Consider the following 22,597-nt stretch of genomic DNA (forward strand, 5'->3'; position numbering starts at 1 on the left):
GAGCTCATACATGGGGATCACGGACGTGGTCGGGAAGGCCGCGCGGAACGCGTGGTCGTTGTTCGTCGCCGAGCCCGCACTCGGCCTGCTCGACGCCGTCTTCGGCGGGGTGCCCGCACCCATCGTCCGCACGGCCTACCGCCTCACCGCGATCGAACGCGAGATCCAGCATCCGTCCGGCAGCGCCGCACGCGACACCTCGTGGGTCGAACTGGACGCCTTCCTCCACGAACCGTGTGCGGACAGCAACGCGCCGGCCGCCACGCTTCCCGTCGAACAGGGAAGTCGTGACGACCGGCGCGTGAGTGCCGGGCGGTGTGTACTGCCGGCTAGTGCGTTCCGGCGGTCTCGGGGGCCGACACCTCCACCGCATCCGCCTCGGGCTCCGGGGCCCGTCGGACGAACAGGGAGCCGACGACTGCGATCACCGCGATCGCCGCGCCCCCCGTGAACGCGCCGTGGACACCGGCCGCGAGCGCACCGGCGGGATCGCCCGCGCTCTCGGCGCCCGCGACGGTCGTGCGGGTCAGCACCGTGATGAACAACGCCGTACCGGCCGCACCGGCGACCTGCTGCATGGTGCTGACGATGGCGCTGCCGTGGGAGTACAACCGCCGCGGCAGCGCTCCGAGTGCCGAGGTCAGCAGCGGCGAGAACATCAACGCGAGGCCGATGTTGAGCAGCACGTGCCAGGCGATGACCGTGCCGATCGTGGTGGTCGCGTCGAAGGTCGTCATGCCCCACATCGCGACGCAGGCGATGATCGCGCCCGGTGCGACGAGCGGCCGCGGACCGAACCGGTCGAACAGGCGTCCGACGATGTAGCCGAGCAGACCCATGACCAGACCACCGGGCAGCAGCATCAGGCCGGTGGTCAGCGTCGACTGACCCAGCACGTTCTGCAGGTAGATCGGCAGCAGGATGAGGGTGCCGAACAGCGACATCATGCTTACCGAGACGAGTGCAACCGCGAGCGAGAACGCCGGGGTACGGAACGCGCGCATGTCCAGCAGGGCGCCGTCGCCGAGGCGAATCTGACGCAGGACGAAGACCGTCAGCGACGCGATGCCGACGACCAGCGGCAGCCACGGCGGCATGAGCGGATCGCCCTCGGCGGCCTCACCGAGACTGCTCAGACCGAAGACGAGACCGCTGAACCCGAGGGCCGACAACACCACCGACGGGGCGTCGAGCGGAACCGCGACCGGTTCGGTGACGCTGCGGATCCAGCTCAGGCCGAGCGCCGTCGCGACGACCGCGATCGGCAGCACCAGCCAGAACATCCACCGCCAGCTCAGCTGGTCGAGCACGACGCCACCGATGGTCGGGCCGACCGCGGGAGCGACCGCGATGACGATCGAGATCACGCCCATCGTGCGACCGCGACGATCGGCGGGAACCAGGTTGAGCACCGTCGTGAACAGCAGCGGCAACATCACCGCGGTGCCCACGGCCTGGACGACACGACCCAGCACGAGGACCGGGAAGATCGGGGCACTCGCGGCGATCAGGGTGCCGAGCAGGAAGCTGCCCATCGCGATCGCGAAGACCGTGCGCAGCGACAGCCGGGTGAGCAGGTAACCCGTGATCGGGATGACGACGGCCATGGTCAGCATGAACGCCGTGGTGAGCCATTGGGCGGTGGCTGCGCCGACGTCGAACTCGACCATCAGCTTCGGCAGCGCGACGCTCATGATCGTCTCGTTGAGGATGACGACGAATGCGGCCCCGACGAGAACGGCGATCAGAAGACCGGCGCGCGGTGCGGCAGCGGCCTGCGGCTCGGCCGTACCGGCCGGGGCTGGGGAACTCGGTGGAGTAGAAGACACGAGGAACACAACGGGATACCGGTCGGAATTGTTCCGCCGATATCCCGTCGAGCGGATCAGTCGGGGACGTGCTCGCCGTGACCCTGTTCGCGCAGGGCGTCCTTGATCTTGCGATGCGCGCGGTCGAGCGATTCGGGCGACGGATCCTTCTCGGCCGTCGCGAAATCGAAGTCGCCGAGGGAGTAGGCGGGGAAGACGTGCAGGTGCAGGTGGGGGACCTCCAGGCCGGCGATCATCAGGCCGGCGCGCGGGGCGTCGAAGGCGGCGGTGACGGCGCGACCGAGGATGCGGGCGACGTCGTTCACCTTCGCCCACAGGTCGTCGTCCACGCTCTGCCAGTGATCGACCTCCTGCCGTGGCACGACCAGCACGTGCCCCTCGGTGAAAGGGTTGATGGTCAGGAAGGAGACGACGTCGTCGTCCTGCCAGACGAAACGGCCCGGCAGTTCACCGGCGATGATCTTGCTGAACACGGAAGTCATACCGGGAGGATAAGGGACACCGGGTTCACCGGAGCTGTTCCCCGACATCGGCCGCCGCGACGGTGAGGACCAGCAGCGGCACGACCTTCTCCGGCGCGATCCGGTAGCGGTTTCGGCTTCCCTGCTCGACCACGCGCGCAGCCGACAGAGCCCGGAGATGGTGGTAGAGCCGGCCGGTCGACGTGAGGTCGGTGGCCTCCTGGAGTTCGGTGGCGGTGGCGGGCCCGCGCAGCAGAGTCCGCACGATCGCCAGCCTCGCGGGGTTGCCCAAGGCGTCGAGGACGGCGGCGACGGGAACGGGATCGAGTGCGAGGGATGCGCCCGCGTCGTACTCGATGTTCCAGCGGACGTGGCCGTGCAGGGAGACGAAGCCCCCGTAGGTCACGGACCCCGTGCTTCCTGCCACGTCCGCCACGGGACCGGTGCCACCGGGACCGTCCCCGGCGCCCCGGCGGGTCGCGTCGCCCTCGAGGATCCGCACACGGCGTTCGAGATCCGCGAGCCGGGCCTCGTACTCGTCGTTCACGTCGCCGTCGCTCACATCGCGCAGCGTATCCGCTCGAGAGAATCGGGATCGTTCGCTGCCGCGGCGAGCATCTCCTGATGGGCGAACGATTCGAGGGCTTCCGCGTAGTCGCTGTCCGACATGCCGGACGCGAGCATCACCGTGGTCGCGATCGTGTCGTCGTCGCGGCGGAAGGTGACTGCGTCGGTGAGGATGCCGGGCAGGCTACCGCCCTTGAATCCGACTCCCTCGAATCCCGGAACCGTGGACGGTTGCCATTCGAGGTGGGTACGCGCGAGGTCACCGCCGGCACCGAACGAACCGTCGGCGATCGCGCGATGCAGGGCGGTGAGCTCGGCGGCCGATCCGGCGTTGTCGAAACGCTGGACGCGGTCGACCCGGGCGAACAAATCCTCCGGCACCGGGTGCTGCACCGCTTCGGCGCGGTAGGCGGGGTCGGAGGCGTAGCGGCGCGCGGCGTCCCAGACCGCCGACGAATCGTCGAGTGTCGGGTCGAGCAGCGCGAGCGTGTTGCCGAGCATCGTCGGCGGCGTGAAGTCGTCCCAGCCGCCCTGGGCGGCGGCCTCGCGCAGCGCGTCGTCGCCGAGGCGGTCGCGCAGGTAGTCGGGGACCGCGTTGTCGCTCTCCTGGATCATCGCCGACACCATCTCGTCGAGAGTGACGGTGTCCTCCGGGTCGTTCACACCGAGCCGTTCGAGAGCCCGGGGGTGTGCGCCGCCGTCGGTGCCCGGGAGATGCCAGCGTTCCCAGTCGGCGAGCGGTACGCGCTCGTGGGGGGAGAGTTCACCGGCTGCGACGGCGCGGGCATAGGCGGCGAGATGCACGACCTTCACAGCCGACGCGAGCGGTTGCCGCTCGTCGGGTCGTTGTTCGAAGGTCCCGCCGTTGCCGTCGTCGACCGCGATGGCGACCGTGTCGGGGTTCTCGGCGAGGTAGCCGATCCAGCCTTCGGCGGTGCTCACGTCCGCGGCGGGGGTGGGCATGCATTCACCGGCCGGGGCGGACGCGTCCGCCCCGGCCGGTGCAGGGATGTCGGACTCCGGTGGAGTGCTCTGCCCGCATCCGGCCAGAGCGATCACGACGCTCGTCGCGGCGAGGGTGGTTCCGATCCTGTTCGGCATGGCGGTATCCGTCCGTGTCGGGGTGACAGTTCGAAATTCCGAACTTTCGAAATAACGATAGATCAGTCGGGTGGGCGTGTCGAGAGCTCACGGCGACTCCGACGGTCGCGGGCGGTCGTATCGTCGGGCTCATGGAAGGTGACGGGAGCGTGCGGGAGGCGCCGCTGCGCGTGCTCGTGGACGAACTCGTCACACACGTCCTCGTCGGGCTTCCCGCGGATCGGCGCACGGTCGTCGGTCTGTGCGGGCCGCCGGGTGCCGGGAAGAGTCGCGCCACGGCGCTGCTCGTCTACGCCCTCCGATGCGCGGGGGTCTCCACCGGGCAGGTGCCGATGGACGGCTACCACCTGTCCAACCGGCAGCTCGACACCTTCGGCGCGCGGGACCGGAAGGGGGCGCCCGACACCTTCGACGTGGCCGGCTTCCGCGACATGCTGAGCCGGGTGCGGCAGTGCCGCGACGAGACGATCTACGCCCCGGATTTCTCCCGGCCGCTCGACGAACCGATCGCGGCGGTGCACGCTGTGCCGGCCGATGCCCGGGTGATCGTCACCGAGGGCAACTACCTGATGTTCGAGACCGGGGGATGGGAACATATCCGCCCGCTGCTCGACCTCGTCATCTACATCGACGCACCCCGCCGCACGCTCACGCGACGTCTCGTGCGCCGGCACCGCCACCACGGACGGGACGAGGACGGCGCACGCGAATGGGTGCGGACCGTCGATCTGCCCAATGCGGAAGCCGTTCAGCGCACGCGTTCCCGCGCCGATCTCGTGTGGAGACCGGTCCCGTAGTCTGTCCTGCGTGCGCGTACTCGTTATCGGCTCCGGTGCCCGTGAACATGCTCTTGCTCTCGCCCTGTCCCGCGACCCCGGCGTGACCGCCGTGCTGGCCGCGCCGGGCAACCCCGGTATCGCGAACGTCGCCGAGCTGTTCCCCGTCGATGCGGCCTCCGCCGACAACGTCGTCGCCCTCGCCACCGCGCAGAAGGCCGACCTCGTCGTCATAGGTCCCGAGGTTCCGCTCGTCCTCGGGGTCGCCGATGCCGTCCGCGCCGCGGGCATCCCCTGCTTCGGACCGTCCGCCGCCGCCGCACGCATCGAGGGATCGAAGGCGTTCGCGAAGGACGTCATGGCCGCCGCCGGTGTGCGCACCGCCCACAGCGAGGTCGTCGACACTCCCGCGACCCTCGACGAGGCGCTCGACCGGTTCGGACCGACCTGGGTGGTCAAGGACGACGGTCTCGCTGCCGGTAAGGGCGTCGTCGTCACCACCGATCGCGCCGCCGCCCGCGACCACGCCGCCGAGATCCTCGAGAACGGGCACCCCGTCCTGCTGGAGTCCTTCCTCGACGGTCCCGAAGTCTCGCTGTTCTGCCTCGTCGACGGCGAGACGGTCGTGCCGCTGCTCCCGGCGCAGGACCACAAGCGCGTCGGCGAGGACGACACCGGCCCCAACACCGGTGGCATGGGTGCCTACACGCCGCTGCCGTGGTTGCCCGAGGGTAGCGTCGAGCGGATCGTCTCCGAGGTCGTGGAGCCCGTCGCGGCCGAGATGGTGCGCCGCGGATGCGGTTTCTCCGGACTGCTCTACGCGGGTCTGGCGATGGGCGCCGAGGGCCCGGCCGTGGTCGAGTTCAACTGCCGTTTCGGCGACCCGGAGACCCAGGCCGTGCTCGCTCTGCTCGAGTCCCCGCTGGGCGAGGCCCTGAAGGCGGTCGCCGCCGGCACGCTCGCCGAGCTTCCGCCGCTGCGCTGGAAGGACGGCGCCGCGGTGACCGTGGTGCTCGCCGCCGAGTACTACCCGTCCACCCCGCGCACCGGCGATGTGATCACCGGCGCCGAGGGCGACACCGTGCTGCACGCCGGCACGAAGCGTCGCGAGGACGGCGCGCTGGTCTCCGCAGGTGGGCGCGTGCTCAACGTGATCGGTGTGGGTGCCGATCTCGCGTCCGCGCGCGAGGCCGCTTATGATCGGCTCGCCGACGTCAAGCTGCCGGGCGGTCACTTCCGCCGCGACATCGGTCTGGCGGCCGTCGAGGGCCGGATCTCGGTCTAGCCTTTCACTCTCGTCCTTCACCCTTGCACCTACCGGGTGTATGTTGCACACTCGGTGCATTTCGATGCCGCCAGGGGTGACTGCATGGTTTCTCGAAGACGAACGCCGACGCCGGACCCGACACCGCTACGGCACCACCACGTCGTCGTCCACGGGTTGCCGGACGACGTCCTCGTCGAGCGCGACGTGCCGATCCGCGCGGGCGACGGCACCGTACTGAGAGCCGACGTCTACCGTCCTGCCGACTCCGGTGAGCACGACCGCTGCCCCGTGCTGGTCGCCGTCACCCCCTACGGCAAGGACGCCGGCGTCGACCGGTATCCCGTCGACTTCGACTACCTCGCCGAATCCGGCAACCACATCGGCGATCTCGAGATCAGTGACTGCACCTCCTTCGAAGCACCGGACCCCGCCTACTGGGTTCCTCGCGGCTACGTCCTCGTCGTCGCGGACATGCGCGGTCATCACGCTAGCGGCGGCCGTCCCCGCCTGCTGCTCGGCCGGGCCGCGCTCGACTGCGCGTCCGTCGTGGAATGGGCCGGTGGTCAGGAGTGGAGCAACGGCCGCGTCGGCCTCGCCGGCGCCGACTATCTCGCCACACTGCAGTGGTACACCGCCGCGCTCAACCCGCCCTGTCTCGCGGCCATCGCACCCTGGGAGGGTGTGAGCGATCCCTGCCGCGACATCCTCACCCAGGGCGGCATCCCCGAGACCCGCTACAGCGAGTTCTGGTACAGCGCGATGAACACCGGGGCCCGCTGCGGCGCCGCCTCCCTCCGGCGGTTCACCCCGTGGTTGCGGCGCCGTTTCCCCGACTTCTTCCGTCACCTCGCCCCGCCGCCCCGGCTCGAGGACGTCACCGTGCCCGCGCTCGTCGGCGTCTCGTGGTCCGATCAGGGCCCACGCGCCCGCGGGTCGGTCGAGGGTTACCGCCGCATCGCGTCGGAGCACAAGTGGCTCTACACCCACGGCCGGAAGATGTGGCAGACCTTCTACGGCAACGAGGCCCTCGACTACCAGCGACGATTCTTCGACCGCTTCCTCAAGGACGAGGACAACGGCTTCGAGGACACCCCGCGCATCCGTCTCGAGACCCGCCACGACCTGCGCACCTATTCCGAACGCTTCGAATCCGAGTGGCCGGTCCCCGACACCCGTTACGTCGCATTCCACCTCGACCACGCGAACGCCGACCTGAGCACCACCCCGTGCGAGAGCAGCCAGTTCCGCCGCACCTTCCCCGTCGCGGGCGACGAACTCGTCTTCACCCACACCTTCGACGAGGACACCGAGATCACCGGGCACGCGGCGCTGCGTTTGTGGGTGCAGGCGAAGGACGCCAACGACATGGACCTGTTCGTCGGGCTCGCCAAGCGCGACGAGCACGGCCGCGACGTGTGGTTCGAAGGCCACGGCGGCTACGAGAAGGGATTCGTCGCCCACGGGTGGATGCGGGTCTCGCGGCGGGCGCTGGACCCGGAGGCCTCCACCGCCTACCGGCCCGTCCACGACCAGACGAAGTACTGGCCGTTGCTGCCCGACCAGATCGTGCCCGTCGACATCGAGATCATGCCGCACAGCACCTTCTTCGAAGCCGGATCGAGCCTCGTGCTCGTCATCGCCGGCCACGACCTCGACGAGAACCCACGCGTCGGGCACGATCGCACCATCAACAAGGGCTTCCACATCGTGCACGCCGGCGGACAGTTCGACTCGCATCTGCTGTTGCCGGTCGTGCCGCAACCGACGCCCGAACCCGACGCGGAGGCCACGCAGGTGAAGGTCGTCGATCGTCAGGACTATCCGATCGCGTGGGGTGCCCTCACCCGACTTCAGCGCGTCCGGCTCTGACGAACGACGCGGGCGTACTACCGTCGTCGACGTGCGCCCCGAATCCCAACGCTCCGGTATCGAGACGTTCCATGTCATGGATGTGTGGAAGGCGGCCGCCGAGCGGCAGCGCAGCCACGGCGACGTCCTGAGTCTCGCCGCCGGACAACCGTCGACCCCCGCACCCGCTCCCGTGCTCCGGGCCGCCAACCTGGCGATCGATGCGGAACTGCTGGGTTACACCGAGACCTTCGGCATCCTGCCGCTGCGCGAGGAGATCGCGGCGTACCACCGCCACAAGTACGGCATCGACGTCGACGCGGACGACGTCGTCGTCACCACCGGCTCGTCCGGCGCCTTCACCCTGGTGTTCCTCGCGGCCTTCGACGTCGGCGACACCGTGGTCGTCGCCCGCCCCGGCTACCCGGCCTACCGCAACACCCTCGCCGCGCTCGGTTGTCGTGTCGTCGAACTCGACTGCGGTCCGCAGACCCGCTACCAGCCCACCGTCGCGATGCTCGAGGAACTCGACGCTCCGCCTGCGGGAATCGTCGTCGCCAGCCCCGCCAACCCGACCGGCACGATGATCGAACCGTCCGAGCTCGCGGCGCTCGCGCGCTGGTGCGACGAGCACGGCAGCCTGCTCATCTCCGACGAGATCTACCACGGCATCGAGTTCGGCACCGTCCGGTCCGAGACCGGTGAGGGCACCGGATCACCGGCGACCTCGACGGCGTGGGCGACCTCGCGCGACTCGGTGGTGATCGGCTCGGTGTCGAAGTACTTCTCGATGACCGGTTGGCGGCTCGGCTGGATGCTCGCGCCCGAGACGATGCGTCCGGCTCTGCAGCGACTCGCGTCGAACATGACGGTGTGCCCGCCGTCGGTCTCGCAGTTCGCGGCGGTCGAGGCGTTCGGGACCGAGGCCCGCACCGAACTCGACGGGCACGTCTCCCGCTACGCGGTGAACCGGGAACTGCTGCTCGAAGGGCTGCCGGATCTCGGCATCACGAAACTCGCACCGGCAGACGGCGCCTTCTACGTCTATGCCGACATCGGCCATCTGCTCGACGGCGAGAACTCGACGGCGTGGTGCGCGCGGCTGCTCCACGACACCGGGCTCGCGCTCGCACCGGGCGTCGACTTCGACACCGTGCGCGGCGGCGAGACCGTGCGGCTGTCGTTCGCGGGTTCGACTGCCGACGTCACCGCGGCGCTCGACCGGCTCGCGGCCTGGCTGCCCGTCTCCTGAACGCCGTGCCGGACCGCCGCGGCCGGGTCACCGCCCGTCGGCGATGATCCGCGCGATGTTCCGTTCGGCCAGCGCCGCGATGGTCAGCGACGGGTTCGCGGTGCCGGTGCTGCCCGGGATCAGCGCGCCGTCGACGACGTAGAGACCGGGATGGCCGTGCACGCGGCCGTAACCGTCGGTCGCCTCGCCGAGCACCGCACCACCGAGTGGATGCGCAGTGAAGGTCGCGTTGACGTCCTCGGCCATCGGCGATGCGCCCGGGATCGTGCCACCGGCCTGCGCCATCGCGTTGTGCACGGCCCGCAGGGCGTCGACGCTCTCGCGTTCGCCACCGGTCGGCCAGTTCAAAACCGCCCGATCGGCACCCGGGTCGTACGCGAAGTCGGCACGGGTGGGGTCGAGGGTCATGCCGAGGGAGGCGAGCATCCCGACGTCCTTCGCGGTGCCCGCGACGAACCAATTCTCGAGGCTCAGCGGCAGACCGGACTCGTCGACGATCCGCGACGCCGACGGCGCGCCCTGGTCGCCGCCGAAACCCTCGGTGAGCGCGAACGAGCGGACGAGCACCGCGTCGCCGTTGGTGCCCCAGCCCCGGCCCACGCGCTCGTCGAGGTTCGGCAGCGAACCGGTGTGCCGCGCCTTGACGAGCAGCTCGGTCGTGCCGATCGATCCGGCGCCGAGGACGAGGCGGTCGCACGTGATCGTGGTAGTGCGCAGCACCACCCCCGTCGGGTCGACGGCCTGCACGTCGAGCCGGTAGCGGCCGTCGCCGTTCTGACCGATCGCAAGCACCCGGTGACCGTGGCACACCAGGGTGCGCCCGGTCGCCTCTGCCGCCGGGATGTAGTTCTGCGTGAGATCGAACTTCGCGCCGTTCGAGTTGCCGAGATTGCTCTCGCCCGCGACGGCCGATCGGCGGACCGAGCCGGCGAGTTCGGCGCGCACGACGTCCCAATCCCAGATGCCGTCGATGCGGTGCGGGCTGTAACCGGCGGCGCGCGCGTCGTCGTCCCATCGCCGCGAGTGCGTGAACTCGGCGGCGTTGTAGATGTCGTCGGGCATCGGGTCGAGGCGCAGCATCGAGCGCACCTTCGGGTACCAGGTGGAGGTCATCTCGTCGTAGGACAGACGGCCGCCGAAGACGTGCTCGAAGAGGTGCCGTTCGGGAGCGATCATCACTCCGGTGAACACGATCGATCCGCCACCCACCGCCGCGCCGCGCCACACCGACATGTTCGGGTAGTCGACCACATCGAGGACACCGGCGAAGTCGTCGCACACCACCGGGATGCCCGTCGGTCCGGTGAAATGGGTGCGGTGGTGGTAGCCGCGACCATCGGCGAGCAGGTCGGTCGTGAAGATCTCGCGGTGCGGGTCGCGGGGCCAGCGCATGCCGCGCTCGAGCATCGTGACCCGGTTCCCGGCCTCGGCCAGGCGCAGCGCGGCGACGCTCGCACCGAAACCGGAGCCCACCACGACGACCTCGGAATGCTCCGGCGGGGCGGGCGGCGGAACGAACAGTTCGGGCACGAGTCGGCGGTACTCGTCGACCCCGACGGGCAGCGCGTCCGCACGCGGGAGGCCGATACCGGACATGCCCGGCGCCGCGGCGCCGGCACCCGCCAGGGCGGCCCCGAGAAGCGATGCCTGCAGAAAGCGTCGACGTCTCATCCGGTACGGCTCCGATCGTTCGATGATCTACTCGCGGGGCTGCGCTCGCCGAGGACTCGACACGCGCGGGCGGGCGCAATGGTACCGGTTGGTCTCCACTTCCGTTCTCCCCTGGTGAGACGGTCGGGACTGTCACCATGAGAAGGTGTCGATTGCTGCGACTCCGAAGGGCGAACGGCGCCGTCAGGCGCTGGTCGAGGCAGCGGCCGACCTCATCCTCGAAGGGGGGATCGACGCCGTCCGCCACCGGGCCGTCGCCACCCGCGCGGGCCTGCCGCTCGCATCGACCACCTATTACTTCGAATCGCTCGACGACCTCGTCGCATGCGCGGTCGACTACAACAGCGAGCGGGAACTCGACGCGATGCGGGAGCGCGTCCGCGACATCCAGCCGCTCCCGCGCAGTCTCGAGGGCACGGCCGATCTCATCGTCGAACTGCTCATCGGACCGCGGGACTGCGACGGCGGCATCGACCGCGAACGCCTGATCTCCCGGTACGAGCGGTGCGTCGCGACAGCCCGCTATCCGGAACTGCGTGACGTGCAGGTCCGCATGCGCGAGCAGATCGACCACCTGCTCACCGACCTGCTCGAACGCTGCTGCCGATCGGTGCGGCCCCGCGAGGTGCGCCGGCTCGTGGCGGTCGTGGACGGCGCGGTCCTCGGCGGACTGGGCGAGCTCGATCCCGACCCGCGCTCGCTCGCGCGCGGCATCCTGCTCGACGTCGTCGAGACCGTCGCGCCCCCGGTCGAGGATTGAGGTCGGGGAATACGGGAGCAGACCCGGACCGTAAACTCACTTGTGTGAGCCACATCCCCAACGTCCTCGCCACCCGCTACGCCAGCCCCGAACTCCGGGACCTGTGGTCGCCCGAGTACAAGATCGTGCTCGAGCGGCAGCTGTGGCTCGCGGTGCTGCGGGCGCAGGCCGAACTCGGGATCGACGTTCCCGCCGAGGCGATCGCCGACTACGAACGCGTGATCGAGCAGGTCGACCTCGAGTCCATCGCCCAGCGCGAGCGCGTCACCCGCCACGACGTCAAGGCCCGCATCGAGGAGTTCAACGCCCTCGCCGGTCACGAGCACGTCCACAAGGGCATGACAAGCCGCGACCTCACCGAGAACGTCGAGCAACTGCAGATCCTGCGGTCGCTCGAGCACGTCCACTCCCACGGTGTCGCCGTGGCCGCACGCCTCGCCGAGCGCGCCACCGAGTACGCCTCGCTCGTCATGGCCGGTCGCTCGCACAACGTCGCGGCGCAGGCCACCACCCTCGGCAAGCGTTTCGCGTCGGCCGCCGACGAACTGCTCATCGCGCTGCAGCGCGTCCGGGAACTGATGGCCCGCTACCCCCTGCGCGGGATCAAGGGCCCGATGGGCACCGCACAGGACATGCTCGACCTGCTCGGCGGTGATTCCGCCAAGCTCGCGCAGCTCGAGCAGAAGGTCGCGCAGCATCTCGGCTTCGCGAACGTCTTCACGAGCGTCGGCCAGGTCTATCCGCGTTCGCTCGACCACGACGTGCTCTCCGCGCTCGTGCAGGTCGGCGCCGGTCCCGCGTCGTTCGCCCACACCATCAGGCTCATGGCCGGCCACGAACTCGTCACCGAGGGCTTCCAGCCCGGCCAGGTGGGGTCGTCCGCGATGCCGCACAAGATGAACACCCGCTCGTGCGAGCGCGTCGACGGCCTGCAGGTCGTCCTGCGCGGCTATGCCTCCATGGCCGCCGAGCTCGCCGGCGCGCAGTGGAACGAGGGCGACGTCTTCTGCTCCGTCGTCCGCCGTGTGGCCCTTCCCGACGCCTTCTTCGCGATCGACGGCCAGATGGAGACCTTCCTGACGGTCCTCGCCGAGTTCGGTGCCTACCCGGCGGTGATCGAGAAGGAACTCGTGCGGTACCTGCCGTTCCTCGCGACGACCAAGGTCCTCATGGCCGCGGTCCGGGCCGGGGTGGGTCGCGAGACCGCACACGAGGTCATCAAGGAGCATGCGGTCTCCGTCGCACTCGCGATGCGCGAGGAGGGTCGCGAACCCGATCTGCTCGACCGTCTCGCCGCCGACGACCGGCTGCCGCTCGACCGCGCCGCGCTCGACGCGGCACTGGCCGACCGGGAGGTCTTCGCCGGAGCTGCGGTCGCGCAGGTCGAAGCGGTCGTCGCGGCGGTGCAGGACCTCGTGACGCAGTATCCGGAAGCAGCGAAGTACACGCCGGCGCCGATTCTGTAGGAAGCCGATTCGACAGGAATCACGGGAACCGACTGCCGGGGGGAGTGTCCGATGGGGGTGGCGGTATCAGCAGGAGAGAACGAAGTGTCGGTGAAACCGGGAAATACGGGTCGGTTGCGTGACGCAGCGCGAACACGCACCGCGCTGCTCGATGCAGCGCGCGAGGTGTTCCTGCGCGACGGATACGCGGCGGCGGCCACGGAGGAGATCGTCTCGGTGGCGGGGGTGACGCGCGGTGCGCTCTACCACCACTTCGCCGACAAGCGGGATCTGTTCCGCGGTGTCATCGAACGACTCCAGTCGGAAGCGGAGAGCTCCCTGGTCCCGGCCGAACCGGTCGAGGACGCCTGGGAGGGCTTCACCCAAGCCGTGCTCGCCTCGCTCGACGCGGTCTACGACCCCGCGACCCGCCGGCTGCTGCTCATCGAAGCCCCCGCGGTCCTCGGCTGGGCCGAGGTCCGCGAGACCCACCGGCACTCCTCGCTGAAGGCCATCGAGCGCATGCTCGTCACCCTCGATCCCGAGACCTACGAGGCGTCGCCCACGCGGACGTCGGTGCTCGCGCACCTGCTCGTCGCGGCCGTCGAGGAAGCGATGCTGTGTCTCGCGCACAGCGACGACCCGGTGCGCGACCGTCCTACGGTGCAGGGCGAACTGCTACGCCTGCTCGAAACCGCCCGCGGACCCGCACGTGCGGAGGAGTCCACGCCACAGTGACGGACTGCATCTTCTGCGCCATCGTGGCCGGGCAGTCGCCGGCCAGCGTCGTGCTCGACGAACCCGACGTGCTCGCGTTCATGGACATCCGCCCGTTCACTCCCGGGCATCTGCTCGTGATTCCGAAGCGGCACGCCTCCGGACTGGCACAACTCGATCCCGACGACGGAGCGAAGGTGTTCACCGCCGGGCAACGGATCGCCACGGCGATGCGCGCGTCCGACCTCCCGATCGAGGGCGTGAACATGTTCCTCGCCGACGGCGCCGCCGCCGGCCAGGAGGTCTTCCACGTGCACCTGCACCTCGTGCCGCGCAGCGCCGGGGACGGCTTCGGGATCCGAGCCGATTGGCGGACACCGAACCGGACCGTTCTCGACGGCACGGCCGCCACCATCCGCACCGCCGTGCAGACACACCGGTCGTGATGCAGTGACAGGTGCATACGTTCAGCCGATCGCGCCGGTCGGCGGGTCGCTCGCGTGGTCGGCACTGGTGGCGGTACTCCCGCTGCTGACCATGCTCGTCCTGCTCGCCGTCTTCCGACTGCGGTCGCATTCGGCCGCGGGAATCGCGGTGGTCGTGGCCCTGATCGTGGGCACCGCCGTCTACGGCATGCCGGTCGGGTCCGCGCTCAGTGCCGGTGTCGAAGGTGCGGTCTTCGGTCTCTTCCCGATCATGTGGACGGTGGTCAACGCCGTCTGGGTGTACCGGCTCACCGTCGAATCCGGGCACTTCGACGTCCTCACCCGCGCCTTCGGGCGAATATCCCCGGATCCGCGGATCCTCACCATCGTCATCGCCTTCCTGTTCGGCGCGCTGCTCGAGGCGGTCGCCGGTTTCGGCACCCCCATCGTCGTCGCGACCGTCGTGCTCATCGGTGCCGGTCTGCCGCCGGTGCGTGCGGCCGCGGCGTCGCTGCTCGCCAACTCGGTCGTCACCCCGCTCGGCGTCATGGGCACACCGATCCTGACGATGTCGCGCGTCTCGGAGATCCCGATCGACGAGATCGGACCGGTCGTCGCGCGTCAGGTCTGCCTGCTCGCGGTGTTCGTTCCGCTCGTGCTGGTCGCGGTGGTCGGCGGATGGCGCGGAGTTCGCGAGACGTGGCCGGTCGCGCTCGTCGTCGGACTTGCCTTCGGCGCCGCCCAGTTCGTGTGCGCGAGCTATCTCACCGTGGGGCTGAGCAACATCGCCGGTGCCGTGGCCGGTCTGCTCGTGCTGCTGGTCGCGGTGAAGGTGCACCCCATGCATCGGGAGGCCCGCCGGGCCGCATCCGACCGGATCCACGACTCGCGTCGACGCGTCGTCGAGGCGTTCGCCCCCTACGCCCTGATCGTGGTCGTCTTCCTCGTCAGCCGGTTCGGTCCGGTGGCGTCGCTGTTGTCGAACGCGAGCCTGTCGTTCCCCTGGCCGGGTGTGGACGTGACTACGGCCGACGGGGACGTTCCCACCGCGGAGACCTTCACCATCGATCTGCTCACTGCCCCGGGCAGCCTCGTCTTCGTCGCCGCGCTGCTGTCGATACCGGTGCTGAAGGTCGCGGTGGCCGACGCGGTGCGATGCTTCGTCGCGGCGGTCGTGCAGTTGCGGTGGTCGTTCGCGACGGTGACGGCGGTCCTCGCCCTCGCGTACGTGATGAACCTGTCCGGGCAGACCGCCACGATCGGCGGTTTTCTCGCCGGTGCGGGCGTGGCGTTCGCGCTGTTGTCGCCGGTGCTCGGCTGGCTCGGCGTCGTGGTCACCGGCTCGAACACCGCCTCCAACGCGATGTTCGGCAGCCTGCAGGTCGCCGCGGCCCAGCAGTCGGGACTCGACCCGACCGTGCTGGTCGCCGGGAACATGGCCGGCGGCACCACCGGCACCCCGATCGCACTGCAGAACCTCGCGCTGGTGTCGTCGGTGAAGGGACTGTCCGGCAAGGACGGGCTGCTCATGCGCCGGATCTGGCCGCTGAGCATCGCCGGTCTCGCGGTGCTCGCCGTCCTCGTGTGGCTGCAGTCCACCTCGGTGCTGGGCTGGATGGTGCCTTGACGCTGCAGTTGTGCAGTGACGAACGTCGGCGTGTCGCGAACGCCTGTTTCGTGCGGGGTGCACTAGCGTTGTCGGAGTGGTTCGTGCACAACCGATACTGACCCCGCTCACCGAAGCGGCGATCTTCCTCGTCGTCACCGTCGACGAGGGCGCAGAGGACACCGTGCGGGATCTGCTCGAAGATCTCTCGGGCCTGCGCCGCTCGGTCGGTTTCCGCATCCCGGAGGGCGGCCTGTCGGTCGTCACCGGCATCGGCTCGGATATGTGGGACCGGCTGTTCGACGGCCCCCGGCCCGCCGGACTGCATCCGTTCGTCCCGCTCGACGGCGGTCGGCACCAGGCCCCCTCGACCCACGGCGACCTGTTGTTCCACCTCCGCGCGTCGACGATGGACCTGTGCTTCGAACTCGCCGCGAAGATCAACGATAGGCTGCGCGGTGCGGCTCGGGTCGTCGACGAGACGCACGGCTTCCGCTATTTCGAACGCCGCGACCTGCTCGGCTTCGTCGACGGAACCGAGAACCCCGAGGACGACGAGGCCGTCGAGGCGGCCCTGGTCTCCGACGAGGATCCGGACTTCGCCGGCGGTAGCTACGTCGTCGTCCAGAAATACCTGCACGACCTCGCGTCGTGGAACTCGTTGACCGTCGAGGAGCAGGAGCGGGCGATCGGCCGGACCAAGCTCGACGACATCGAGCTCGACGACGAGACCAAACCCGCGAATTCGCATGTCGCACTGAACGTGATCGTCGACGAGAACGGGGTCGAGCAGCAGATCGTGCGCGCGAACATGCCGTTCGGCAGCTTCGGCGCCGACGAGTTCGGCACCTACTTCATCGGTTACTCGGCCACCCCGGAGGTGACCGAGCAGATGCTGCGCAACATGTTCCTGGGCAGCCCGCCCGGCAACACCGACCGCATCCTGGACTTCTCCACCGCGGTGACGGGATCGCTGTTCTTCTGCCCCTCGTTGGAGTTCCTCGAAGATCTTCCGCCGTCACCGGCGGAAATTCCCTCCCACGAAGATCCGAGTGCCTCGACCGCCGGCCGGCCTGCCGACGGATCACTCGGAGTTGGCGCTCTGCGAAGGAGTTCGACCCTGTGAACAATCTGTATCGCGACCTCGCCCCGATTTCCGAGGCAGCATGGACCGAGATCGAGGAGGAGGCCGCACGCACCTTCAAGCGACACGTCGCCGGGCGCACCGTCGTCGACTTCTCCGGACCGCACGGCACCGACTTCGCGGCGGTGGGTCTCGGCCGCACCCGCGAGATCGAACCCCCGGCCGCCGGAGTGCGGGCGCGTCAGCACCGCGTCGCGCCGGTCGTCGAACTGCGGGTGCCGTTCACGCTGTCGCGCGAGGAGATCGACAGCGTCGAGCGCGGTTCCCGCGACATCGACCTCGACCCCGTCAAGGAAGCGGCCCGCCAGATCGCCTTCGCCGAGGACCGCGCGATCTTCGAAGGCTACGCGGCCGCGGGTATCGAGGGCATCCGGGCGTCGTCGTCGAACCCGTCCCTGCAGCTGCCCCAGGATCCCCGCGACTTCCCGGAGATCATCAGCCAGGCGCTGTCGCAGCTGCGACTGGCGGGTGTGGGTGGCCCGTACTCGATCCTGCTCGGCGCCGACGAGTACACCAAGGTCAGCGAGACGTCCGATCACGGCTACCCGATCCGCGAACAACTGCGCCGCCTCATCGACGGCGACCTCATCTGGGCCCCGGCGATCGACGGCGCGTTCGTGCTGACCACGAGAGGCGGCGACTACGACCTGCAGGTCGGCCAGGATCTGTCGATCGGCTACCTCTCGCACGACGCAGAGACGGTGAACCTGTACTTCCAGGAGTCGTTCACCTTCCTCGTCTACACCGGCGAGGCCTCGGTTCCGCTGGTGCCGACGACGCTCGAACTCCCGCATTGAGCCGGTCCCGGGGCGTCCGCGCGTGCGGCGCCCCGGGTCACCGACCGTCCGGCCGGATCACGACGGCGCCGGCGCGGGTTTACCTGCGATCGTCCTGCTGTGCTGTGCTGTGCTGTGCTGTGCTGGGCTGGGCGGCCTTCGGCCTCGTCCTGGCGTTCGTGGCTTCCCGTCGAAAGCCGGTGTCGGAACCGGCGCGAACGGAATGACCTGAGACTTCTCATAGTAATTCGCTAGAATTATGTACATGACGACTCTTCCTGTTGCCGACGCGCGGGCGCAATTGTCACGACTGGTCGATGAGGCCGAGCGCACACACGAGCGATTCGAGATCACCCGCAACGGGCACCGCGCCGCGGTGCTTCTCGGTGCCGACGATTACGACGCGATGCAGGAGACGATCGCGGTGTTGTCGGATACGGATCTGCTGCGGGCGCACGTCGAGGGCCGAACGGAGGTCGAGTCGGGAGACGTCGTCGATGTACAGGAATTGACGCAGCTGATGCGTGATGCTCGGTCGTCCGAGGAATGAGCACTCCGGACCACCCGTATCGGCTGGTGATGGCGAGGTCGGCTGCACGCGCCATGGCGAGGTCGTTGCCGGAGAAGGTAGCAACTGCGGTATACGAGTTCGTCACAGGACCCCTTCTCGAGAATTCGAAGCGGGTGGGGAAGCCGTTGAATCCGCCTCTTGCGCCGGCGTACAGCGCCCGGCGAGGTGAATATCGCGTCCTGTATCTGATCGATGATGCGAACCGCACGGTCGAGGTCACCGCGATTTCGCACCGTGCCGATGCGTATCGATAGAAGACGGTCGGACAGTGCTGCCGCGAGCCGTCGGGGTTGCGGCAGCTACCGAGCTGTCAGAGTGCTCCGGCCTTCAACGCCGCCGCGTTGACGCGCACGAGCGCGGCGTGCAGGTCCTGGAGTTCGTCGAGCCCGACACCGAGGGCATCGACGACCTGTCCCGGCACCGACTCGGCCTCGGCACGCAGCGCCCGGCCGGCGTCGGTGAGCTCGAGGACGAGTTGCCGTTCGTCGGCCGCGCTGCGCGCGCGGGTGATCAGGCCCAGCGCCTCGAGTCGCTTGAGCAGGGGAGACAGCGTGGGCGAGTCGAGCTGGAGTAACTGCCCCACTTCCTTGCTCGTCAGCGGCGAGCGTTCCCACAGGGCGAGCATCACCAGGTACTGCGGGTGGGTCAGTCCCAGCCTGTCGAGGATCGGTCGATAGACCGCGAGCACGGCGCGGTTCGCCACGGCGAGAGCGAAACACACCTGCCGCTCCAGCGCGAGAGGATCATCACCGGAAGCAGGGAGGTGGGTGGCCGGGGACTCGACGCTCATGAACCGACGATACCGAACCGGTATATCCCGGCCCGGGTTCTCCCGGGTGCGACGATCCTCACGGGTCGTAGTCGGGATAGGTCGTGTGCAGCCTCAGGTAGCCGGTGACGTTCTCGCCCAACCACCCTTCGCTCTCCTCCGGTGTCACGCCGTCGCAGACCGCGTCGCCCTCGATGCAGATCCGTTCGACGGCGATCGTGCCGAAGTCGTCGCGACCGCCACCGAGCGTGATGCCCGGGACGACCTCGCCCGGGAACAGCGTTTCGACTCCCCGGGTGTCACGCGGGTCGGAGTACAGCACACCGCTGATCCGCTCCGGCGGCACCGAACCGTCGGCCGCGATCTCGGCGAGGACGTCGCCGGCGATCGACGCGCCCTGCGAGTAACCGAGGACGACGAGCTCGCTGTCGGGGCACGAACCGTGCCGGACGGTGATCGTCTCGCGCAGGCGCTGATGCCCGATCCTCTTGGACTCGTCGTACGCGAGTCGCCCCGATCCCTCGCTCGACCCGGACTCCGGCACCGGAACCACGACGGCGGGATAGCGGATGTGCTCGACCACCGTGCCGGGTGCCGCGTACCGCGCCGAGATCTTCGCGAGGGGTGAATCGGGATCGATCGAATCCGGGGTGTCGATGTTGCGGGTTCCGTCGACCGCGATGACGAACCGCTCCGGGCACGGACGGAAGGTCTCCGCGCCGGCGGTGGGCGCGGTGCCGTCAGTGGCGGCGGCGACGACGGGTCCGGTCAGGCCGAGGGCGAGTCCTGCGATGATCGCCAGGACACGACGACAAGCGAAGTCGGGCATGGCAGTCTCCTGTGATCGACCCCGACACCGATGACTACCGCACGAGAATATCGTCCGATTTGACGTATTTCTCGCCGGCGAAACGCTACTCCAAGTGTAGTTGGTTACAAAGTCACAGACCGAACGTTCGGAATTTTCGAGCGGTTCGATCAAGCAAGTCCGGTACTCCGCAGGGTGATGTTGAGGCGCCCCGCGGTGAGTCCGCAGCGGGAACTGCCGGTGTCCGGATACACGACCGGCACCCCGTGATAGGCGAACCGCGACGGACCGCCGAAGACGAACAGATCGCCGGACTCGAGACGCACGTCGGTGTACGACCGGCCGCGCGACTCGGTGTTGCCGAACCGGAACAAGCAGGCATCCCCGAGACTGAGCGACACGATCGGCGCGCTCACCCGCTCGTCCTTGTCCTGATGCATCCCCATCCGCGCGTCGCGGTCGTAGAAATTGATCAGAGCGGTATCGGGCTCGTACCCGCCCCCGGCCGCCGGATCGTCGTAGGCATCGGCGACGGCACGCCGCCCGAGTTCGACGAGCCGGTCGGGAAGCGGCGGAACGAGAGCGTCGTCGACATCGACCGCGGTGCGGGTGTAGCGGTACGGCGACCAGTGCCATCCGAGGCACACCGTGCTCACCGACATCCGTCCGCCACCCGGAAGCAGGGTGTGCCGCATCGGCGCCGGCGGGCGCGCCCAATCACGACACAGCTCGACGAGCTCGCGCTGTTCGCCCGGGTCGAGCCAGTCGGGCACATGCACGGCGCCCGGCGCGATCTCGCGTCGCGGACGGGAGACGGAGAACAATTCGTCCATCCCGGGTGCTCGACCTCCGTGCGTGTGAGCGGTACCTACAGCCGGTGATACGTGTAGACAGGTTCAGTACCAACTGTGCCGCACGGGACGGCACTGCGATTCGACGGGGAGGTATCAGCGATGAAGGTCGAAGGCAGAGTGGCCGTCGTGACAGGCGGGGGCGGCGGAATCGGCGGCGCCATCGCTGCCGGCCTCGTCGAGCGAGGTGCACGAGTGGTGGTCGCCGACCTCGACGAACACGCGGCGCAGCGCGTCGTCGCGACGCTCGAGGAGGAGACGCCGGGGAGCGCCGTCGCGGTGGCGGCGGACGTCTCCGACGACGAACACATCCGCGGCCTCGTCGAGCGCGCCGAAGCGGAGTTCGGTCCCGTGGACCTGTACTTCGCCAACGCGGGTGTCACCGGTGTGCCCGGCCTGGAGATCGAGGACTCGGTCTGGGAGCAGTCCTTCGACGTCAACCTGCGCGCACACATCCGTGCGGCGCGACTGCTGGTACCCCGATGGGTCGAACGTGGCGAGGGCTATTTCGTCAGCACGGCGTCGGCGGCCGGCCTGCTCACACAGATCGGCTCGGCCACCTACTCGGTCACCAAGCACGCGGCCGTCGGTTTCGCCGAGTGGCTGTCGGTGACCTACGGCGACAAGGGTGTGAGGGTGAGCTGCCTGTGCCCGATGGGCGTCAACACACCTCTGCTGTACTCGGGGGACGCATCCGGGCACGCACTCGGTGAACTCGCCACCCGGGCCGTCACGACCGCCGGTGCGGTGCTCGAACCCGTCGACGTCGCGGAGACGGTGTTCGCGGCAATGGAGGAGGAGCACTTCCTGATCCTTCCGCACCCGGAGGTCCTCGAGATGTACCGGAACAAGGGCGCCGACTACGACCGGTGGCTGCGCGGCATGCGTCGCTACCGTCAGGCCCTCGAGGAGTCGACTCCCACCGATTCGTGAAATCGATTGCCCCTGCCCACGTTGGTGTCCTAGCGTCACCGGTCATGACATCCGTCGACACCGTTCGCGGTCCTCTCGACACGGGCCGTCTGGGCAGAGTCCTCATGCACGAGCACGTCTTCGTACTCGGCGAGGAGATCCGCACCAACTTTCCCGACTACCCGAGCCCGTGGGACGAGGACGAACGCGTCGACGACGCGGTCGCGAAGTTGAAGGCGTTGTCGGAGCGCGGCATCGACACGATCGTCGATCCCACGGTGGTCGGTCTCGGCCGGTACATCCCGCGTATCCAGCGCGTCGCCGAACGGGTGGACATCTCCATCGTCGTCGCGACGGGCCTGTACACCTACAACGACCTGCCGTTCCAGTTCCACAACGTCGGGCCGGGGTTGCTGGTGGACGGACCGGAGCCGCTCACCGAACTGTTCGTGAAAGACATCCGCGAGGGCATCGCCGGCACGGGGGTGCGTGCAGGAATGCTCAAGTGCGCCATCGAGATTCTGGGACTCACGCCGGGCGTCGAGCGCGTGATGCGAGCGGTGGGGCAGGCGCACGTCGAGACAGGTGTGCCGATCACGGTGCACACCAATCCGCATACCGGGTCGGGGCAGGTGGCGCAGCGGGTGCTCGCGGAGGAAGGTGTCGACCTCACCAAGGTGGTGATCGGGCACAGCGGTGATTCGACCGATCTGGACTACCTGCGTCGCATTGCCGACGCCGGTTCGATTCTCGGGATGGACCGCTTCGGCCTCGATCTGCTGTTGCCGTTCGAGCAGCGCGTCGACACGGTGGTCGCGCTCGTGGAGGCCGGTTACACCGAGCGCATGGTGCTCTCGCACGATGCGTCGTGCTTCATCGACTGGTTCCCGCACGACGTGAAGCAGACCGCCGTGCCCAACTGGAACTACAACCACATCAGCGACGAGGTGCTGCCGGCCCTGCGCGAACGGGGCGTGACCGACGAGCAGATCACCACGATGCTCGTGGACAATCCGAGGCGGATCTTCGAACGCTGAAGCG

General features: G+C 68.9%; 23 protein-coding genes. 15 read left to right on the top strand and 8 right to left on the bottom strand.

Annotation, left to right across the window (positions count from 1 at the left end):
* Positions 1-329: 329 nt before the first annotated feature.
* The 4 genes from ACQR3U_RS03125 to ACQR3U_RS03140 are packed head-to-tail and all read right to left on the bottom strand — an operon-like array spanning position 330 to position 3,958.
* Entirely contained in the window at positions 330-1,829 is a 1,500-nt protein-coding gene (locus ACQR3U_RS03125) for an MDR family MFS transporter (RefSeq protein WP_230809677.1), read from the bottom strand.
* Between the two features lie 56 nt (positions 1,830-1,885).
* Complete coding sequence (locus ACQR3U_RS03130; RefSeq protein WP_006551872.1) at positions 1,886-2,311, bottom strand: HIT family protein; 426 nt, start codon at positions 2,309-2,311, stop codon at positions 1,886-1,888.
* A 25-nt stretch (positions 2,312-2,336) separates the two neighbouring features.
* Positions 2,337-2,852 carry an ArsR/SmtB family transcription factor gene (locus ACQR3U_RS03135; protein ID WP_019290073.1) on the bottom strand — a complete coding sequence of 172 codons (516 nt, stop codon included), beginning with the start codon at positions 2,850-2,852 and terminating at the stop codon, positions 2,337-2,339.
* On the bottom strand, positions 2,849-3,958 hold the full coding sequence (locus ACQR3U_RS03140) for a serine hydrolase (RefSeq protein ID WP_230809678.1): 1,110 nt from the start codon (positions 3,956-3,958) through the stop codon (positions 2,849-2,851). The genes ACQR3U_RS03135 and ACQR3U_RS03140 overlap by 4 nt, the downstream gene beginning before the upstream one ends.
* 131 nt (positions 3,959-4,089) lie before the next feature.
* Here ACQR3U_RS03140 and ACQR3U_RS03145 point away from each other — a divergent pair, with 131 nt between their 5' ends.
* The 4 genes from ACQR3U_RS03145 (at position 4,090) to ACQR3U_RS03160 (ending at position 9,101) form a co-directional block, all read left to right on the top strand.
* On the top strand, positions 4,090-4,755 hold the full coding sequence (locus ACQR3U_RS03145; RefSeq protein WP_024102972.1) for a nucleoside/nucleotide kinase family protein: 666 nt from the start codon (positions 4,090-4,092) through the stop codon (positions 4,753-4,755).
* A 10-nt stretch (positions 4,756-4,765) separates the two neighbouring features.
* Entirely contained in the window at positions 4,766-6,019 is a 1,254-nt protein-coding gene (gene purD / locus ACQR3U_RS03150; protein ID WP_006551868.1) for a phosphoribosylamine--glycine ligase, read from the top strand.
* An 84-nt stretch (positions 6,020-6,103) separates the two neighbouring features.
* Complete coding sequence (locus ACQR3U_RS03155; protein ID WP_230809679.1) at positions 6,104-7,870, top strand: CocE/NonD family hydrolase; 1,767 nt, start codon at positions 6,104-6,106, stop codon at positions 7,868-7,870.
* A gap of 31 nt (positions 7,871-7,901) precedes the next feature.
* Positions 7,902-9,101: a pyridoxal phosphate-dependent aminotransferase gene (locus ACQR3U_RS03160; protein ID WP_019290068.1), complete on the top strand. Its 1,200-nt coding sequence runs from the start codon at positions 7,902-7,904 to the stop codon at positions 9,099-9,101.
* Positions 9,102-9,128: 27 nt separating this feature from the next.
* Here ACQR3U_RS03160 and ACQR3U_RS03165 read toward each other — a convergent pair whose 3' ends face one another.
* A complete protein-coding gene (locus ACQR3U_RS03165) occupies positions 9,129-10,772 on the bottom strand; it encodes a GMC oxidoreductase (RefSeq protein WP_006551865.1) in 1,644 nt (547 codons plus the stop codon).
* Between the two features lie 145 nt (positions 10,773-10,917).
* Here ACQR3U_RS03165 and ACQR3U_RS03170 point away from each other — a divergent pair, with 145 nt between their 5' ends.
* The 9 genes from ACQR3U_RS03170 (at position 10,918) to ACQR3U_RS03210 (ending at position 18,470) form a co-directional block, all read left to right on the top strand.
* Positions 10,918-11,532: a TetR/AcrR family transcriptional regulator gene (locus ACQR3U_RS03170; protein WP_230809680.1), complete on the top strand. Its 615-nt coding sequence runs from the start codon at positions 10,918-10,920 to the stop codon at positions 11,530-11,532.
* Between the two features lie 44 nt (positions 11,533-11,576).
* Positions 11,577-12,998: an adenylosuccinate lyase gene (purB, locus tag ACQR3U_RS03175; protein WP_006551863.1), complete on the top strand. Its 1,422-nt coding sequence runs from the start codon at positions 11,577-11,579 to the stop codon at positions 12,996-12,998.
* Between the two features lie 114 nt (positions 12,999-13,112).
* Positions 13,113-13,715 carry a TetR/AcrR family transcriptional regulator gene (locus ACQR3U_RS03180; RefSeq protein ID WP_039958024.1) on the top strand — a complete coding sequence of 201 codons (603 nt, stop codon included), beginning with the start codon at positions 13,113-13,115 and terminating at the stop codon, positions 13,713-13,715.
* The gene (locus ACQR3U_RS03185; RefSeq protein WP_230809681.1) at positions 13,712-14,140 is read left to right on the top strand and encodes an HIT family protein; all 429 of its coding nucleotides are present in this window, start codon (positions 13,712-13,714) and stop codon (positions 14,138-14,140) included. Before ACQR3U_RS03180 ends, ACQR3U_RS03185 begins: the two co-directional genes overlap by 4 nt.
* A gap of 4 nt (positions 14,141-14,144) precedes the next feature.
* The gene (locus tag ACQR3U_RS03190) at positions 14,145-15,746 is read left to right on the top strand and encodes an L-lactate permease (RefSeq protein ID WP_024102976.1); all 1,602 of its coding nucleotides are present in this window, start codon (positions 14,145-14,147) and stop codon (positions 15,744-15,746) included.
* 76 nt (positions 15,747-15,822) lie between these two features.
* A complete protein-coding gene (locus ACQR3U_RS03195) occupies positions 15,823-16,851 on the top strand; it encodes a Dyp-type peroxidase (RefSeq protein ID WP_230809682.1) in 1,029 nt (342 codons plus the stop codon).
* Positions 16,848-17,666, top strand: coding sequence for a family 1 encapsulin nanocompartment shell protein (locus ACQR3U_RS03200; RefSeq protein WP_230809683.1), 819 nt, complete (start codon positions 16,848-16,850; stop codon positions 17,664-17,666). The genes ACQR3U_RS03195 and ACQR3U_RS03200 overlap by 4 nt, the downstream gene beginning before the upstream one ends.
* A gap of 238 nt (positions 17,667-17,904) precedes the next feature.
* Positions 17,905-18,195: a type II toxin-antitoxin system Phd/YefM family antitoxin gene (locus ACQR3U_RS03205; RefSeq protein WP_006551856.1), complete on the top strand. Its 291-nt coding sequence runs from the start codon at positions 17,905-17,907 to the stop codon at positions 18,193-18,195.
* Positions 18,196-18,248: 53 nt separating this feature from the next.
* The gene (locus ACQR3U_RS03210; protein ID WP_372477525.1) at positions 18,249-18,470 is read left to right on the top strand and encodes a type II toxin-antitoxin system RelE family toxin; all 222 of its coding nucleotides are present in this window, start codon (positions 18,249-18,251) and stop codon (positions 18,468-18,470) included.
* Between the two features lie 56 nt (positions 18,471-18,526).
* Here the strand turns inward: ACQR3U_RS03210 and ACQR3U_RS03215 are convergent, their stop codons facing one another.
* The 3 genes from ACQR3U_RS03215 to ACQR3U_RS03225 form a co-directional block, all read right to left on the bottom strand.
* The gene (locus ACQR3U_RS03215) at positions 18,527-19,006 is read right to left on the bottom strand and encodes a MarR family winged helix-turn-helix transcriptional regulator (protein ID WP_006551854.1); all 480 of its coding nucleotides are present in this window, start codon (positions 19,004-19,006) and stop codon (positions 18,527-18,529) included.
* 58 nt (positions 19,007-19,064) lie between these two features.
* Entirely contained in the window at positions 19,065-19,814 is a 750-nt protein-coding gene (locus tag ACQR3U_RS03220; RefSeq protein ID WP_052227314.1) for a cutinase family protein, read from the bottom strand.
* A 149-nt stretch (positions 19,815-19,963) separates the two neighbouring features.
* Entirely contained in the window at positions 19,964-20,626 is a 663-nt protein-coding gene (locus ACQR3U_RS03225; protein ID WP_230809685.1) for an alpha-ketoglutarate-dependent dioxygenase AlkB family protein, read from the bottom strand.
* Between the two features lie 120 nt (positions 20,627-20,746).
* Between ACQR3U_RS03225 and ACQR3U_RS03230 the strand changes: the two genes are divergently transcribed.
* Positions 20,747-21,577: an SDR family oxidoreductase gene (locus tag ACQR3U_RS03230; RefSeq protein ID WP_006551851.1), complete on the top strand. Its 831-nt coding sequence runs from the start codon at positions 20,747-20,749 to the stop codon at positions 21,575-21,577.
* 44 nt (positions 21,578-21,621) lie between these two features.
* A complete protein-coding gene (locus tag ACQR3U_RS03235) occupies positions 21,622-22,593 on the top strand; it encodes a phosphotriesterase family protein (protein ID WP_230809686.1) in 972 nt (323 codons plus the stop codon).
* Positions 22,594-22,597 lie beyond the last annotated feature (4 nt).

It is taken from the genome of Rhodococcus sp. IEGM1339, from assembly GCF_050321925.1.
Lineage (GTDB): Bacteria > Actinomycetota > Actinomycetes > Mycobacteriales > Mycobacteriaceae > Rhodococcus > Rhodococcus pyridinivorans.